The sequence below is a fragment of the Pseudomonas sp. Marseille-QA0332 genome (genome assembly GCF_054950175.1).
In genome coordinates, this window is record NZ_CM143106.1 from 4,280,940 (window position 1) to 4,296,792 (window position 15,853).

Here is a 15,853-nt window from a genome sequence, read left to right on the forward strand (position 1 = left end):
CATGCACGGTGAATCTCCGATCAAGCGTCGTGAATCCCGAAAGATCTGGGTCGGCAATGTACCGGTAGGTGGCGATGCGCCCATCTCGGTGCAGAGCATGACCAACACCGACACCAACGACGTCGAGGCCACCGTCGCGCAGATCCAGCGCCTGGTGGATGCCGGCGTCGACATTGTCCGCGTCTCGGTACCGGACATGGACGCCGCCGAGGCTTTCGGTCGCATCAAGCAGCGCGTTGCCGTACCGCTGGTGGCGGACATCCATTTCGACTACCGCATCGCGCTGCGGGTGGCCGAGCTGGGCGTCGACTGCCTGCGCATCAACCCCGGCAACATCGGCCGCGAGGACCGCGTGCGCGCCGTGGTCGACGCCGCGCGTGATCGCGGCATCCCGATCCGTATCGGCGTCAATGCCGGCTCCCTGGAAAAGGACCTGCAGAAGAAGTATGGCGAACCGACCCCGGCGGCGCTGGTCGAGTCGGCGCTGCGGCACGTGGAGCACCTGGATCGCCTGGACTTCCAGGACTTCAAGGTCAGCGTGAAGGCGTCCGACGTGTTCATGGCCGTGGAAGCCTATCGGCAGCTGGCCGGGCAGATCGTGCAGCCCCTGCACCTGGGCATCACCGAAGCCGGCGGCCTGCGCTCGGGGACGGTGAAATCCGCCGTGGGCCTCGGTATGCTGCTGGCCGAAGGCATCGGCGACACCATCCGGATCTCGCTGGCCGCCGATCCGGTCGAGGAAGTCAAGGTCGGCTACGACATCCTCAAGTCGCTGCGCCTGCGCTCGCGCGGCATCAACTTCATTGCCTGCCCGAGCTGCTCGCGACAGAACTTCGACGTAGTCAAGACCATGAACGAGCTGGAAGGCCGCCTGGAGGACCTGCTGGTCCCGATGGACGTCGCCGTGATCGGCTGCGTGGTCAACGGGCCGGGTGAGGCCAAGGAGTCCCATGTAGGCCTGACCGGCGGTACGCCGAACCTGGTCTACATCGACGGCAAGCCGTCGCAGAAACTCACCAATGACAACCTGGTCGACGAGCTGGAGAAGCTCATCCGCCAGAAAGCGGCCGAGAAGGCCGAGGCCGACGCGGCGTTGATCGTCCGCGGCTGACAGACAGATGCGTAAGGATTTTTCGTGAGCAAATCGCTGCAAGCCATCCGTGGCATGAATGACATCCTGCCCGAGCAGTCGCCGCTGTGGCGCTATTTCGAAGGCACCGTGGCGGGCCTGCTGGATACCTATGGCTACAGCCAGATCCGCACGCCGATCGTCGAGTTCACCGAGCTGTTCAAGCGCTCGATCGGCGAGGTGACCGACATCGTCGAGAAGGAGATGTACACCTTCGAGGACCGCAACGGCGACTCGCTCACCTTGCGCCCCGAAGGGACCGCGGCCTGCGTGCGGGCGGTGCTCGAGCACGGCATCACCGGCAACGGCCAGGTGCAGAAACTCTGGTACATCGGCCAGATGTTCCGCCACGAGCGTCCGCAGAAGGGTCGCTACCGGCAGTTCCACCAGATCGGCGTGGAGGTCTTCAACCTCGACGGCCCGGACATCGATGCCGAGCTGATCGTGCTGACCTGGCGCCTCTGGGGCCTGCTGGGCATCCAGGACGCGGTCAGGCTCGAACTCAACAGCCTGGGCACCAGCGAGGCCCGCGCCCACTATCGCGACGCCTTGGTGGAGTTTCTTTCCGCGCGCCTTGAGCAGCTCGACGAAGACAGCCAGCGCCGCCTCAAGAGCAACCCGCTGCGCATCCTCGACAGCAAGGATCCTGGTACCCAGGCGGTGCTGGTCGGCGCGCCGAAACTGGAAGACTATCTCGACGAGGCCTCGCGCATCCACTTCGAAGGGCTCAAGGCGCGCCTGGACGCCGCCGGCATTCCCTTCGTGATCAATACCAAGCTGGTCCGCGGCCTGGACTACTACAGCAAGACCGTGTTCGAGTGGGTGACCGACAAGCTCGGCGCTCAGGGCACCGTCTGTGCCGGTGGTCGCTACGACGGCCTGGTCGAGCAGATGGGCGGCAAGCCCACGCCTGGGGTGGGCTTCGCCATGGGCATCGAGCGCCTGATCCTGCTGCTCGAGACGCTGCAGCAGGTGCCCGAGTCGATCAGCCGGCAAGTCGACGTCTACCTGTGCGCCTTCGGCGAGCAGGCCGAGCTGGCCGGCTTGCGTCTGAGCGAGGCGCTGCGTGACCGCCTGCCGTGGCTGCGCCTGCAGGTCAACGCCGGGGGCGGCAGCTTCAAGAGCCAGTTCAAGAAGGCCGACAAGAGCGGTGCGCTGCATGCGCTGATCCTCGGGGACGACGAACTGGCCGGCCAAGTGGTAGGTTTCAAGCCCCTGCGTGGCCAGGGCGACCAACAGAACATTGCCTGGGATGCCCTGGCGGGGCACCTGGAGACCGCGTTCGCGCAAGCGTGACGTGGTTGAACAGCCGAATTGCTGAAAAGGAGTATTGGGGTGTCGAGTACCGATGATGACCAGATGGCCGTGGCCAAGGACTGGTGGAACCGCAACGGCAAGCCGCTGGTAACCGGCGCGCTGCTGGCGGCGACGGTGGTGGTGGGCTGGCAAGCCTGGCACAAGTACCAGTCCAACCAGTCGCAAGGCGCCTCGGCCCTGTACCAGGCCCTGCTGGAAAGCTCGCTGACGCCTGCTGGTCAGCCGGATCCGACCCGGGTCGCCGAGCTGTCCGGCAAGCTCAAGGGCGAGTACGGCGGCACTGCCTATGCCCAGTACGGCAGCCTGTTCGTGGCCAAGGTGGCGGTCGACAGCGGCAAGCTGGACGACGCCGCGGCCGAGCTTCGGAGCGTGCTGGACAAGCCGGCCGACGTCACCCTGGGCGAGATTGCGCGCCAGCGCCTGGCACGTGTGCTGGCCGCACAGGGCAAGGCCGAGGAAGGCCTGAAGCTGCTCGACGGTGAAGCCGACAAGGCCTTCCAGGCCAGTCGCGAAGAGCTCAAGGGCGACCTGCTGGTACAGCTCGGTCGCGACGATGATGCCCATGGGGCCTACGAGAAAGCCAAGGCCGCGCTGTCCGACGACGCCGCGGTCGGTGGCCTGCAACTGAAGCTGGATGACCTGGCCAAAGGGGACGCTTGACGTGATCGGTTGGAAACAAGCAGCAGTGCTGGCCCTTGCCGTCCTGGCGGCGGGTTGCAGCAGCAACAGCAAGAAGGAACTGCCGCCGGCGGAGCTGACCCCCTTCACCGAGGAGGTCACGCTGACCAAGCAGTGGAGTCGTTCGATCGGCGATGGCCAGGGCAAGACCTACAACACCCTGGTCCCGGCCATCGAGAACGACCGTATCTACGCTTCGGACGTCAATGGGTTGGTCATGGCCCTGGACCGTGGCAATGGCGACGTGATCTGGAAGCAGGAGCTGGACCTGCCGGTTTCCGGAGCCGTGGGCGTTGGCTACGGGATGGTGATGCTTGGCACGCTCAAGGGCGAGGTGATCGCCCTGGATGCCACCGACGGCGAAGAGCGCTGGCGTTCGCGGGTGACCAGCGAAGTGCTGGCGCCACCTGCCACCAACGGCGACGTGGTCGTGGTGCAGACCCAGGATGACCGCGTGATCGGCCTGGATGCCGCTACCGGTGAACGTCGCTGGATCTACGAAAGCACGCCGGCCGTCCTGACCTTGCGTGGCACCGGCGCGCCGATCGTGACCAATCGCCTGGCCGTGGCCGGCTTGTCCAGCGGCAAGGTGATCGCCCTGGATACCCAAAATGGCGTGCCGGTATGGGAGGCGCGCGTAGCCGTGCCGCAAGGGCGTTCGGAGCTGGAACGGGTGGTCGACATCGATGGTGGCCTGCTGCTGTCCGGCGGCGTGATCTATGTCAGCACCTATCAGGGGCGTGTCGCCGCCCTGGACCTGGAAAGCGGTCGCTCGCTGTGGCAGCGTGATGCGTCCAGCTATGTGGGTGTCGCCCACGGCTTCGGCAACGTCTATGTGAGCCAGGCGTCCGGCACCGTCGAGGGCATCGACGAACGCTCCTCCAGCGCCTTGTGGAGCAACGATTCCATGGCGCGTCGCCAGCTGTCGGCGCCGGAAGTGTTCTCCAGCTATGTGGCCGTTGGCGACTTCGAAGGCTACCTGCATCTGTTGAGCCAGGTGGACGGTCGCTTCGTCGGTCGCGAGCGTATCGACAGCGATGGCTTGCGCGCCCGGCCCCTGGTGGTCGGCGACACCATCTACGTCTTTGGCAACAGCGGCAAGCTCGAGGCACTGACCATCCGCTGAGGCTATGCTTGAGGCCGTGCTGGCCTCGGGCGGGTACCTTGGGTACCGCACGAACTCCGGCCGCTGCCTTGCAGCGGCCTTTGCATTTTCAAGAATTCAAGCATTGGAGAGCCGCATGGTTCCCGTTATCGCCCTGGTGGGTCGGCCGAACGTCGGCAAGTCCACCATATTCAACCGCCTGACCAAGACCCGTGACGCCATCGTCGGCGATCTTTCGGGCCTGACTCGCGACCGCCAGTACGGCGAGGCGCGCTGGCAGGGTCGCTCCTTCATCCTCATCGACACCGGTGGCATCACCGGCGACGAAGTCGGCATGGACGAGAAGATGGCCGAGCAGTCGCTCATGGCCATCGAGGAAGCCGACTACGTATTGTTCCTGGTCGACGCGCGTGCCGGCATGACCGCGGCGGACCAGATGATCGCCGAGCACCTGCGCAAGCGCAACAAGCAGGCCGTGCTGGTAGCCAACAAGATCGACAACATCGACCCGGATACCGCGCGTGCCGAGTTCTCTCCGCTGGGCATGGGCAACGCCATCCCGGTGGCCGGCTCGCAAGGGCGTGGCGTCAACGCGCTGATGGAAACAGTGCTCGGTCACCTGCCGCGCGACAAGGAAGACGAGGCCCTGGACGAAGACGTCGCAGAGGGCGAGGAGGCCGCGCGCATCCCCGGCCCGAGCGAAAAGGATGGCATCAAGATCGCCATCATCGGGCGACCGAACGTGGGCAAGTCGACCCTGGTCAACCGCATGCTCGGCGAAGAGCGAGTGGTGGTCTACGATCAGCCAGGCACCACGCGCGACAGCATCTACATTCCATTCGAGCGTGATGAAGAGAAGTACACCCTGATCGATACCGCCGGGGTGCGCAAGCGCGGCAAGATCCACGAGGAAGTCGAGAAGTTCTCGGTGGTCAAGACACTCCAGGCGATCAAGGACGCCAACGTGGTGATCTTCGTCATGGACGCGCGCGAAGGCGTGGTCGATCACGACCTGAACCTGCTCGGTTTCGCCCTGGAAGCCGGTCGTGCCATCGTCATTGCCCTGAACAAGTGGGACGGCATGGCGCCGAGCGAGCGGGACTATGTCAAGACCGAACTGGAGCGCCGGCTGTTCTTCGTCGACTTCGCGGACATCCACTTCATTTCCGCCCTGCATGGCACTGGTGTCGGCCACCTGTACAAGTCGGTACAGGCATCGTTCAAGTCGGCCGTCACCCGCTGGCCGACCAGCCGCCTTACGCAGATCCTCGAGGATGCGGTCAGCGAACACCAGCCGCCGATGGTCAATGGCCGTCGCATCAAGCTGCGCTACGCTCACCTGGGAGGCGCCAACCCGCCGATCATCGTGATCCACGGCAACCAGGTCGACAAGGTCCCGCGTTCCTATTCGCGCTACCTGGAAAACACCTACCGCCGGGTGCTCAAGCTGGTCGGCACGCCGATCCGCATCGAGTACAAGGGCAGCGACAACCCCTACGAGGGCAACAAGAACACGCTGACCGATCGTCAGGTCAACAAGAAGCGCCGACTGATGTCTCACCACAAGAAGGCCGAGAAAAAACGCAAGGACAAGCGCAGGTAAGCGGCAAGCTGCAAGCTCATCGAGGCGTCTGCAGGACAGGTATCTGCTCTGATGGCTTGCAGCTTGTGGCAAGTCGCCGGAGGGTAGGCGATCCTTGCTTGCAGATTGCAGCGGCCCAGCACCTACGGAGAGCCCATGATCGACAGCAAGTTGCCGAACGTCGGCATGACCATTTTCACCACCATGTCGCAGCTCGCTGCCCAGACTGGCGCGCTCAATCTGTCCCAGGGGTTTCCGGACTTCGACGGGCCGCAAGCCTTGCTCGATGCGGTCGGGCGGCACGTGGCGGCCGGGCACAACCAGTACGCGCCCATGACTGGCTTGCCGGCGCTGCGCCAGCAGGTGGCGGCGAAGATCTTCCAGTCTCATGCCATCGAGGTCGATCCAGACCTGCATGTGACCATTACTCCAGGCGCCACGGCGGCGATCTTCTGCGCTATCCAGGCAGTCGCGCGGCCGGGAGACGAGGTGATCGTCTTCGACCCGTGCTATGACAGCTATGACCCCGCGGTCACGCTGGCAGGCGGACGCTGCGTGCATGTGCAGCTGAGCGATGGAAACTTCGCGATCGACTGGCAACGGTTTTCGGATGCGCTGAGTCCGCGTACCCGCATGGTCGTGCTCAATTCTCCGCACAACCCCAGCGGAGCCTTGATCACCAGGGAGGACCTGGACCGGTTGGCCGGGTTGATTCGTGGGCGTGATATTCACATCCTCAGCGACGAGGTCTACGAGCATCTGGTCTATGACGCAGTGGCGCATGCCAGCGTGCTCAGGCACGAAGAGCTGTATGCCCGGGCCTTCGTGGTCAGTTCGTTCGGCAAGACCTACCATGTCACTGGCTGGAAGACCGGCTACGTCGTCGCTCCGGCCGAACTGACTGCGGAGCTGCGCAAGGTCCACCAGTACGTCAACTTCTGCGGCGTGACTCCGTTGCAGCATGCACTGGCCGACTTCATGGCCGAACATCCTGAACATGTGCAGCGGTTGCCGGGCTTCTACCAGGCCAAGCGCGACCTGTTCTGCGACCTGCTGGCGCAGTCGCGCTTGAGCTTGCGGCGCGCGGCCGGTACCTATTTCCAACTGGTCGACTACAGCGCCATCCGTCCGGACCTGGACGATGTGCAGATGGCCTCCTGGCTGACCCGCGAGCATGGCGTGGCGAGCATTCCGGTCTCGGTGTTCTACCAGCAGCCGGTGCCTGGACAGCGCCTGATCAGGCTGTGCTTCGCCAAACGTGAGGAGACGCTGCGTCAGGCAGCGGAAAGACTATGCGCGATCTGACCCAATTGCCCGACCTGCAGGTTGCCCTTGTGCAGACCAGCCTCGTCTGGCATGACCGCGAGGCCAACTTCGTTCATTTCGACATGCTGTTGCAGCAGGCCAGCGGCATGGACCTGGTCATCCTGCCGGAAATGTTCACTACCGGCTTTTCCATGGAGTCCGAGCGCCTGGCCGAGCCCGAGAACGGTCCGACCTATGCCTGGATGCGGAGCCAGGCCGCCCGCCTGGGCGCGGTGGTGACCGGCAGCCTGATCGTCCTGGCTGCCGATGGCAGCCATCGCAACCGGCTGCTGTGGGCGCGCCCGGACGGAGAAATCCTGCATTACGACAAGCGCCATCTGTTCCGCATGGCGGGTGAACATGAGCACTACACGGCTGGCGAGCGACAGGTACGGTTCGAACTCAAGGGCTGGCGTATTCGCCCGTTGATCTGCTACGACCTGCGCTTCCCGGTGTGGAGCCGCGATCCGCAGGATACCGACCTGCTGCTGTACACCGCCAATTGGCCCGCGGCGCGGCGTCATCACTGGAACCGCCTGCTACCGGCACGGGGCATCGAAAACCTGTGCTATGTGGCGGCGGTGAACCGTATCGGCCTCGATGGCAAGAGCTTCGCCTATGCAGGCGACAGCCAGGTGCTGGACTTCCAGGGCGAGACCATGCTCAACGCCGGCGAGGCCGACGGGGTCTTCAAGGTGACGCTCAAAGCGGCCGACCTGGCTGCCTACCGCACTCGCTTCCCGGCCAACCTGGATGCCGATACCTTCGAACTGCGCTGAGTTTGCGTGCACCGCTTGCGGGCCAGGCGCTGCCTGGCCAAGCATGCCGGCGGTCAGTAGACGTCCCGACGATAGCGCCCGTCCTCGATCATTTTCTGCAGTTCGTGCTTGCCCAGAACGTCCTGCAGCACCGCATCCACCCCGCTGGCCATGCCCAGCAGGCTACCGCAAATGTAGATGCAGGCACCTTCTCGCACCCAGCGGCGCAGTTCCTCGGCCTGCTCGGCCAGTGCATCCTGGACATAGTGCTTGTGCGCCTGGTCACGTGAGAACGCCAGGTCCAGCCGCGCCAGGTCGCCACAGGCCAGCCATTGCCGAAGCTCTGTGGCGCAGAAGAAATCATGCGCACGGTGACGTTCGCCGAACAGCAGCCAGTTGCGTCGCTCGCCAGCGGCAATGCGGGCCTTGAGCAGGCTGCGCAAGCCTGCCAGGCCGGTACCATTGCCGATCAGGATCATGGGCGCCGGTGCTTCGGGCAAGTGAAAGGCACTGTTGCGGCGCACGCGCAGGCTGGTGCTACCACCTACGGCAAGATGTTCGGTCAGCCAGCCGGAGCCCAGGCCCAGCTGGCCGTCAGGCTGGCGCTCCTGGCGCACGATCAGTTCGAGAATGCCGTCACTGGCAATCGAGGCGATGGAGTAGTCGCGTGGCGCGATCAGTGCCAGGCTGTCTACTACCGCTTGCGCATGCAGACCGACCAGATGCTCGCGACCGGTAGGCAAGTGACGGATCGTCAGGGCATGGCCCAGGGTCATGGGCAAACCATCGAGCTGCACCGGCTCGCTGGCCTCCAGGCCGAGGCCGCGCAGAAATGCCTGGATACTCGCCTGGCCATTGCAGGGTTTCACTTCCACCAGGTCGCCGGCTTCCCAGGTCGCAGGTGTCTCCGGACGCAGGCCTAGCAGGTAGACTGCATATCCCTGGCTGCCAGGGTTGAGCAGGGTGCGCTGGCAAAGCGTCCAGCTGCCATGCGTGGGCGGCTTCCAGGCTGGCGCGACCTGAGCTCCGGTCAGTCCGGCCAATGCCTGGTGCCACTGCTGTAACGCTACAGGGTTGCCATCGTCGACTTCGATTGGCGCGAAGACGCTGCTGGCGCCACGCGCCTCGAGCCAGGCCTGCAGGCGTCGGGCGAACCCGCAGAAAGAGGGATAGCGGCGATCACCGATCGCGAGCAAGGCATAGTGCAGGTGCGACAGCGACCATGGCTGGCCGAGCGCCCTGCGCTCGAAGCCACGCGCACTGTCGGGCGCCTCGCCGTCGCCGAAGGTGCTGACCACGAACAGGACCCGACGCGCTTCGCGCAGTTCACGCTCGTCCAGCTCGGCCAGCGGCCTGACCCGCGCCGGCAGGCCCGCGGCCTGCAGTTGTTCGGCCGTCTGCCAGGCCAACTGTTCGGCGAAGCCGCTCTGGCTGGCGAAGCCTACCAGCCAGGCGTCGCTCGTGCCTGGGGTGTCCCGAAGTCGATCACGCGCGGCCCGCACCTGCCGCTGCTTGCGTCGGCGATCGAGATACAGCAGCCAACCGGTCACGAAGAACACCGGCATGCCCAGGCTGGCGATGGTCACGATGATGCGTCCGGGCAGGCCGAAGTAGCTGCCCACATGCAGGGCATAGACGCTGGCCAACAGTTGCGCCTTGAAGGATTTGTCGGCGAAGCGTTCGTGGCGCGCGATCTGCCCAGTGGCAGGGTCGAGGGTCAGGCTGTCGAAGGCCCGTTCGTGCGGCGCATCGGCAAGCAGGTAGAAAACCATGGCTGGCTGGCCGTCCTGGGCTGGCAAGCGCAGGTTGTAGCTGGCCAATCCAGGACCCGCCGCGCCCTGCAGGCTGGTCCACAGCGCATCGTAGTTCACTACCGGGCGTGACGCCTCGCCAATGGGCTGTGCGACCCGGCCATGACCGCGCTGCTCGCCGTTGCCGCGTGTTTGGCCGGCTGCTGGCGCATCGGCCAGCAGCTTGTTCAGGCCTGAGCGATACCATTCGTATGACCAGAACAGGCCGGTCAGTGCGAACAACAGATAGAACAGAAGGCACCAGGTGCCTGCCACCGCATGCAAGTCCCAGTTGAACGCGCGGCCCTTGCGTGCCCAGTCCAGGGTCAACCAGGCACGCCAGTCCAGGACCCGGCGCGGCCAGCGCAGGTAGAGGCCGGAAAGGCAGAAGAAGATCAGCATCAAGGTGCAGGCCCCGGTGATCTGTCGGCCGCTATCGCCCATGGCCAGGAAGCGATGCAGTTGCAGCATCAGGTTGAAGAAGTCCTGGCCCGCGGCGGGGCCCAGGCGCTCACCCGTGTAAGGATCGGCATGGTGCAACTGACCGCGACGCTCTCCAGGTGGCGGGGTGAAGAAGACCCGTGCGGCATTGCCGTCGCGGGTGTCGACCCATAGCATCGAGACCTGCTCGCCCTGTGCTGCCTCGACGCGGTGGACCAGCTCGGCGGGCGGCAGAACGCTCTCCTGGCGGACCTGAACCTTCATGACATCGGCATTGAACAGGCGCAGCAGTTCATCCTGGAACGACCAGATGGCCCCGGTAATGCCCATCACGCTCAGTACCAACCCGGCGGTGATTCCGAAGAACCAGTGCAGTTGAAACAGTATTCTCTTCACTCATCCCTACCTTGCATGACCATCTCCAGCGACGCGGCGAGCATTATGCCTTCCAATGCAAACAGTTCGCGCTCTCAAGAGCGACTTTTACCTTGTGCTGACATTTGGTCGATCGAATGGCCACCGCGCCGGTCGCCGAGAGGCAGGCCCACCGGACCAGGAAACGCTGCTCGCTGCCTGGGCGCACCCGTGCATGAAATGTTCGAGCCTTCCAACCTGGGAGGATCATGTTCATGCAATACATCCAGCAACGCTCTTTCATCGCTACGTTGACGTCCCGCACGCCGGGCTATGAAGGCATTCTCGATTCGGTGGAGCTGACCTCGAACTCGATGTTCGAGCGCAAGCACGAATGGTTGACTGTCTCGTCCATGCATTCGGTCCAGTCACAGCAAAGGTTCTGGTTTGGCTATTTCGATGGAGAGTATCCCGGCTATCGGGTCAGGGCAGTGGAGTTCGCCGAAGGGGATGCCCATTACGAGGCCTGGGATCTCAAGGGAAACTGGGTTGGCTACTACCTTACCCGCCCTGAACCTGTGCTGTGGCGCTTGTGGGCACATGGCGAGCGGCTTGGCGTGCCCGAGGTCGGTGGGCAAGAGGGCGTGACCATTGCCGCGGTGGGGAGCGTGCCGCTGGGGGTGCGCAACAGGAAAGTCTACGAGAACCGCTATGTGCAAGCGGGCGGGGCGAACAAGCTGATCATGTGCCTAGGCGTCGAGCATGTGAACGTGCCGCTGTTCGATGGCTTCGACAGGCTCAGGCATATCCAGGGGCGCTGAAGCCAGGCGCAGAAGGCGAGACGGGGCCTTTCGGCCCCGTTGCGTTTACAGGTAGAACGCCTTGAGCGGCGGGAAGCCATTGAACTCCACGGCGCTGTAGCTGGTGGTATATGCCCCGGTGGAGAGCCAGTACAGGCGGTCACCGCTGGCCAGGTTCAGGGGCAGGCCGTACTTGTAGTGCTCATACATGATGTCGGCGCTGTCGCAGGTCGGCCCGGCGATCACTACTTCTTCCATCTCGCCCTTCTTTTCGGTCCAGATGGGAAACTTGATGGATTCGTCCATGGTTTCGATCAGACCGGAGAACTTGCCCACATCGGTGTACACCCAGCGCTCCACGGCGGTACGGGACTTGCGTGCCACCAGCACCACTTCGCTGACCAGGATGCCAGCGTTGGCGATCAGCGAACGGCCTGGCTCGAGAATGATTTCCGGCAGCTCGTCGCCGAAGTCTTCCCTGAGGAAGCGAATGATTTCCTCGGCATAGGTTTCCAGGCTGTTGGTGCGGGTAATGTAGTTGGCCGGGAAACCGCCACCCATGTTGATCATCTTCAGTTCGATGCCGTCTTCTTCGCGCAGGCGCTCGAAGATCACCTTGACCTTGGCGATGGCCGCGTCCCACACGCTGATGTCACGCTGTTGCGAGCCAACATGGAAGGACACGCCATAAGGGATCAGGCCAAGGTCACGCGCCAGGATCAGCAGATCCATGGCCATGTCCGTCTGGCAGCCGAACTTGCGCGAAAGCGGCCAGTCGGCGGTGGTGGAACCTTCGGTGAGGATGCGCACGTACACCTTCGACCCTGGCGCTGCCTTGGCAATGTTGCGCAGGTCGGCTTCCGAGTCGGTGGCGTACAGGCGCACACCCTTCTCGTAGAAGTAGCGGATGTCCTTGGCTTTCTTGATGGTGTTGCCGTAGCTGATGCGCTCGGCCGACACACCCTGGTTCATCACCTTGTCCAGCTCGTAGATCGAGGCGATGTCGAAATTCGATCCCTTGTCCTTGAGCAGGTCGATGATCTCGACTGCCGGGTTGGCCTTGACGGCGTAGTACACCTTGGCGAACTCGAAGCCGGCGCGCAGGTCGTCATAGGCCTGGCTGATCATCTGGGTATCGATGAGAACGAACGGGGTTTCCTGTGTATCGGCGAACGCCTTCATCTTCTGGAAGGTGTCGCGTGCGAAGTAATCTTCGACCTGGATCGACATGCTCAAGGACTCCATGGGCAAACTGAAAATTTAAGTGGCTGCAACTGAACACCCTCCGTATCCCCACTTTGGTTCGCCTACTTCCCAAGGCATGTCGCCGAAAGCAAGAAGGCAGCCGTGTCCGCGCGCGGAATGACAGTGGCCTTGCTGTCTCGTCGTCAGTACTTGAGCCGGATGGATCGTTTCCAGCATGGATGTTCGGCGCGCACTTTAGGGCGTGAAGCACGCAAGATCAATAGCCGATCCCGGCGCGTTCGTCGTGGATGGCCGGCCCATCACCCTAATGGACGACCCCTGTCACGGGCGGATGTTCCCGAGCGTGAACCGCCTGTCAAATATTGTGGAACCATGATGAATTGACGCTACGACAAGAACAGCTTCTTGCATCGACTCGTTCGACGAGTTTCGGCACGAAACAAGTAAATAAGTTTGCCCGTGACACACTGTCGATCAATATGAAAAGTCGATCCGCAAGGGCAAGCTGTGCATATTTATGACCACCTCGGTTACAAGGCAGGGCGAGGCCGGGAGGAGAATCTTTTTGTGCTGGCGTGCCGGGCGCCGTTCATTCGGCGTCGCCAGGGAAGCGGGGTGCAGGGCAAGCTGACGCCGTGGACGGCGTCAGCGGTTCACAGGCTGGTTTCAGCAGGTCGTTGCCTCGGCAGGCGAGACGATGCTGGTCTTGCCACCGCGTGAGCGTCCCGAGCTCAGGTAGGCCGCGATCGACTCCTGGGTGACCTCGCCCAGGAACACCCGCTCGGCATCGAGTACCGGCAGCCAGGCGCGGTTGAACTCGTACATGCGCGACAGCAGGATGCGCAGGTGCTCGTCGTGCGCGGCGGTGGCGTTGAACGAACGCAGGAAGTCGCCGCAAGTGCCTTGCTGGCGATGCATGTCGCGCCGGCGCACATAGCCCAGCGCCCTGTTCCGGGCATCGGTGACCACCACGTAGCGGCGGTCATGCTCGTCCAGCAGCTCGAGCGCCTCGTTGACCGGCGTTTCGGGGCTGAGCGCCGGCGCGTTGTCCGCCGCATCCTCGGCGCGCACCAGCAACAGGCGCTTGAGGGTGCTGTCCTGGCCGACGAAGTTGCTGACGAAATCATCCACCGGATGGGCCAGCAAGGTATCCGGATGGTCGAGCTGGAGCAGCTTGCCGGCGCGGAAGATGGCGATCTTGTCGCCCAGTTTGATCGCTTCGTCGATATCGTGGCTGACCATGATCACGGTCTTGTTCAAGGCCCGCTGCATTTCGAAGAACTCGTTCTGGATCATCTCGCGGTTGATCGGGTCGACCGCGCCGAACGGCTCGTCCATCAGCAGGACCGGCGCCTCGGCGGCCAGTGCGCGAATCACGCCGATGCGCTGCTGCTGGCCACCGGACAGCTCGCGCGGATAGCGCTGCAGGTACTGCTTGGGCTCGAGCTTGATCATGCTCATCAGTTCGCGGGCGCGCTCGTGGCAGCGCTGCTTGTCCCAGCCGAGCAGGCGCGGGACCACGGTGATGTTCTCCTCGATGGTCATGTTGGGAAACAGGCCGATCTGCTGGATCACATAGCCGATGTGCCGGCGCAAGGTCACCTCGTCCAGGCCGCTGGTGTCTTCGCCGTTGATCAGCACCTTGCCCGAAGTCGGCGCGATCAGGCGGTTGATCATCTTCAGCGTGGTGCTCTTGCCGCAACCCGATGGGCCGAGGAAGACGCAGATTTCACCTTCGTTGACGGTCAGGCTGACCGAATCGACGGCCTTGATGTCCTTGCCGTTGCTGTTGAAGGTCTTGCTGAGGTTCTGCAATTCGATCATGGGCGAAGTCCTTCTGGGGTGAGGGCACGTTGCAAGGTCTGCAGGAGCAGGTCGGCGATGATCGCCAGGAGGCTGACCAGGACGGCGCCGACCAGCAGCATCGACATGTCGCTGCGGCTGATGGAAGTGAGGATGAGCACGCCGAGGCCACCGGCGCCGATGGTCGCGGCGATGGTCATGACGCCGATGTTCATGACCACCGCGGTGCGCACCCCGGCGAGGATCACCGGGACCGCGATGGGCAGCTCCACCATGCGCAGGCGCTGGCCGAAAGTCATGCCGATGCCGCGCGCGGCTTCGCGGATGCCAGGCTCGACATTGGTCAGGGCCAGGTAGGTATTGCGCAGGATCGGCAGCAGCGAATAGAGGAATACCGCCGTGATGGCCGGCAGCGGCCCCAGGCCCTGGCCGAACTTGGAGTAGAAAGGCAGCAGCAGGCCGAACAGGGCGATCGAAGGTATGGTCAGCAGCACGGTGGCGCAGGCTTGCAGAGGGCCGGCCAGGACCGGAAAGCGCGTCATCAGGATGCCCAGCGGCACGCCGATGAGGATCGCCAGGCCGACAGCGATGCCGACCAAGGTCACGTGCTGCCAGGTCAGTTGCAGCACCTGGGCCCAGTCGAGGTGGGCGAAGGTATCGAGCAAGCTCATGGGCGCACCTCGCTCAATGGATGCTCGCGCAGGAAGGCCGCGGCCACGCTGGAGGGGTTCTGGTGCTCGACATCGACCTTGGCGTTGAGCTGGCGCATGGTTTCGTCGTCGAGCTGCTCGGCCAGCGGCGCGAGCAGCTCGGCCAGTTGCGGGTTGGCCTCGAGCACGGCCTTGCGGATCACCGGGGCCGCGGTGTAGTCGGGGAAGTAATGCTTGTCGTCGGCCAGCAACTTGAGGTCGAAGGCGCTCAGGCGGCCGTCGGTGGTGTAGACCAGGCCAGCGAACGCCTGGTTGTTGCGCAACGCCGTGTAGACCAGGCCTGCATCCATCTGGCGGATGTTTGGGCGCCCCAGTTGCAGGTCGTACATTTGCCTCAGGCCGACAAGGCCATCGGGGCGGTTGGCGAACTCGGTGTCCAGCGCCAGCAGATGTTCACGTTCACGCTCGTCACGCAGGACCTGGCCAAGCTCGCTGATCGAGCCGATCTGTGGATAGGCCTCGGCGACTTCCCTCGGCAACGCCAGGGCGTAGGTGTTGCTGAACTTCGAGGGAGTCAGCCAGATCAGGTCCTTGCGCGCATCCAGTTGCTTGACCTTGGCATAGGTGGCTTCGGCGCTGGGCATGCGTTGATCGATATGGTTGTAGGAAACCAGGGATACGCCGGTGTATTCCCACATCAGGTCGAGCTGGCCGGTTTCCTGGGCCTGGCGCGCGATGTTGCTACCCAGGCCGGTGGTCACGCGCACATCAAAGCCATGCGCACGCAGGTACTGGGCGGTGATTTCGGCGAGCACGGTCTGTTCGGTGAACACCCGTGCGCCGATACGAATCAGGGGTTTCTCCGCCGCCTGCACGGCCCCTGCGTACAGCAGGACCGCGCCCAGCAGCAAGGCGATTGTCTTTTTCATGATCAT

At 63.7% G+C, this 15,853-nt stretch carries 13 protein-coding genes; 8 read left to right on the plus strand and 5 right to left on the minus strand.

Features of this window, described 5'->3' with window-relative positions; genetic code table 11:
• Position 1 precedes the first annotated feature (1 nt).
• The 7 genes from ispG to ACY8GK_RS19800 all read left to right on the plus strand — a co-directional run bounded on the left by ispG (position 2) and on the right by ACY8GK_RS19800 (position 7,895).
• On the plus strand, positions 2–1,111 hold the full coding sequence (gene ispG / locus ACY8GK_RS19770; RefSeq protein ID WP_196181341.1) for a flavodoxin-dependent (E)-4-hydroxy-3-methylbut-2-enyl-diphosphate synthase: 1,110 nt from the start codon (positions 2–4) through the stop codon (positions 1,109–1,111).
• Positions 1,112–1,135: 24 nt separating this feature from the next.
• Positions 1,136–2,425 carry a histidine--tRNA ligase gene (gene hisS / locus ACY8GK_RS19775; RefSeq protein ID WP_196181343.1) on the plus strand — a complete coding sequence of 430 codons (1,290 nt, stop codon included), beginning with the start codon at positions 1,136–1,138 and terminating at the stop codon, positions 2,423–2,425.
• 39 nt (positions 2,426–2,464) lie between these two features.
• The gene (locus ACY8GK_RS19780) at positions 2,465–3,106 is read left to right on the plus strand and encodes a tetratricopeptide repeat protein (protein ID WP_462401863.1); all 642 of its coding nucleotides are present in this window, start codon (positions 2,465–2,467) and stop codon (positions 3,104–3,106) included.
• Between the two features lies 1 nt (position 3,107).
• Entirely contained in the window at positions 3,108–4,250 is a 1,143-nt protein-coding gene (gene bamB / locus ACY8GK_RS19785; protein ID WP_196181347.1) for an outer membrane protein assembly factor BamB, read from the plus strand.
• Between the two features lie 115 nt (positions 4,251–4,365).
• Positions 4,366–5,832 carry a ribosome biogenesis GTPase Der gene (gene der, locus ACY8GK_RS19790; RefSeq protein WP_462401864.1) on the plus strand — a complete coding sequence of 489 codons (1,467 nt, stop codon included), beginning with the start codon at positions 4,366–4,368 and terminating at the stop codon, positions 5,830–5,832.
• Between the two features lie 135 nt (positions 5,833–5,967).
• Complete coding sequence (locus tag ACY8GK_RS19795; RefSeq protein ID WP_462401865.1) at positions 5,968–7,116, plus strand: pyridoxal phosphate-dependent aminotransferase; 1,149 nt, start codon at positions 5,968–5,970, stop codon at positions 7,114–7,116.
• Positions 7,104–7,895 (plus strand): amidohydrolase, encoded by a 792-nt coding sequence (locus ACY8GK_RS19800; protein WP_196181353.1) that lies wholly within the window; start codon positions 7,104–7,106, stop codon positions 7,893–7,895. Before ACY8GK_RS19795 ends, ACY8GK_RS19800 begins: the two co-directional genes overlap by 13 nt.
• Before the next feature lie 53 nt (positions 7,896–7,948).
• Here the strand turns inward: ACY8GK_RS19800 and ACY8GK_RS19805 are convergent, their stop codons facing one another.
• On the minus strand, positions 7,949–10,501 hold the full coding sequence (locus ACY8GK_RS19805; protein WP_462401866.1) for a PepSY domain-containing protein: 2,553 nt from the start codon (positions 10,499–10,501) through the stop codon (positions 7,949–7,951).
• Between the two features lie 233 nt (positions 10,502–10,734).
• Between ACY8GK_RS19805 and ACY8GK_RS19810 the strand changes: the two genes are divergently transcribed.
• On the plus strand, positions 10,735–11,280 hold the full coding sequence (locus tag ACY8GK_RS19810) for a hypothetical protein (protein ID WP_462401867.1): 546 nt from the start codon (positions 10,735–10,737) through the stop codon (positions 11,278–11,280).
• Between the two features lie 45 nt (positions 11,281–11,325).
• Here the strand turns inward: ACY8GK_RS19810 and ACY8GK_RS19815 are convergent, their stop codons facing one another.
• The 4 genes from ACY8GK_RS19815 to ACY8GK_RS19830 all read right to left on the minus strand — a co-directional run bounded on the left by ACY8GK_RS19815 (position 11,326) and on the right by ACY8GK_RS19830 (position 15,847).
• Positions 11,326–12,489: a type III PLP-dependent enzyme gene (locus ACY8GK_RS19815; RefSeq protein WP_196181359.1), complete on the minus strand. Its 1,164-nt coding sequence runs from the start codon at positions 12,487–12,489 to the stop codon at positions 11,326–11,328.
• A gap of 642 nt (positions 12,490–13,131) precedes the next feature.
• Complete coding sequence (locus ACY8GK_RS19820; RefSeq protein WP_196181361.1) at positions 13,132–14,289, minus strand: osmoprotectant ABC transporter ATP-binding protein OsmV; 1,158 nt, start codon at positions 14,287–14,289, stop codon at positions 13,132–13,134.
• Positions 14,286–14,939, minus strand: a complete 654-nt coding sequence (locus ACY8GK_RS19825) for an ABC transporter permease (protein WP_196181363.1) — start codon at positions 14,937–14,939, stop codon at positions 14,286–14,288. Before ACY8GK_RS19825 ends, ACY8GK_RS19820 begins: the two co-directional genes overlap by 4 nt.
• Positions 14,936–15,847 (minus strand): glycine betaine ABC transporter substrate-binding protein, encoded by a 912-nt coding sequence (locus ACY8GK_RS19830; protein ID WP_462401868.1) that lies wholly within the window; start codon positions 15,845–15,847, stop codon positions 14,936–14,938. The genes ACY8GK_RS19825 and ACY8GK_RS19830 overlap by 4 nt, the downstream gene beginning before the upstream one ends.
• Positions 15,848–15,853: the final 6 nt, after the last annotated feature.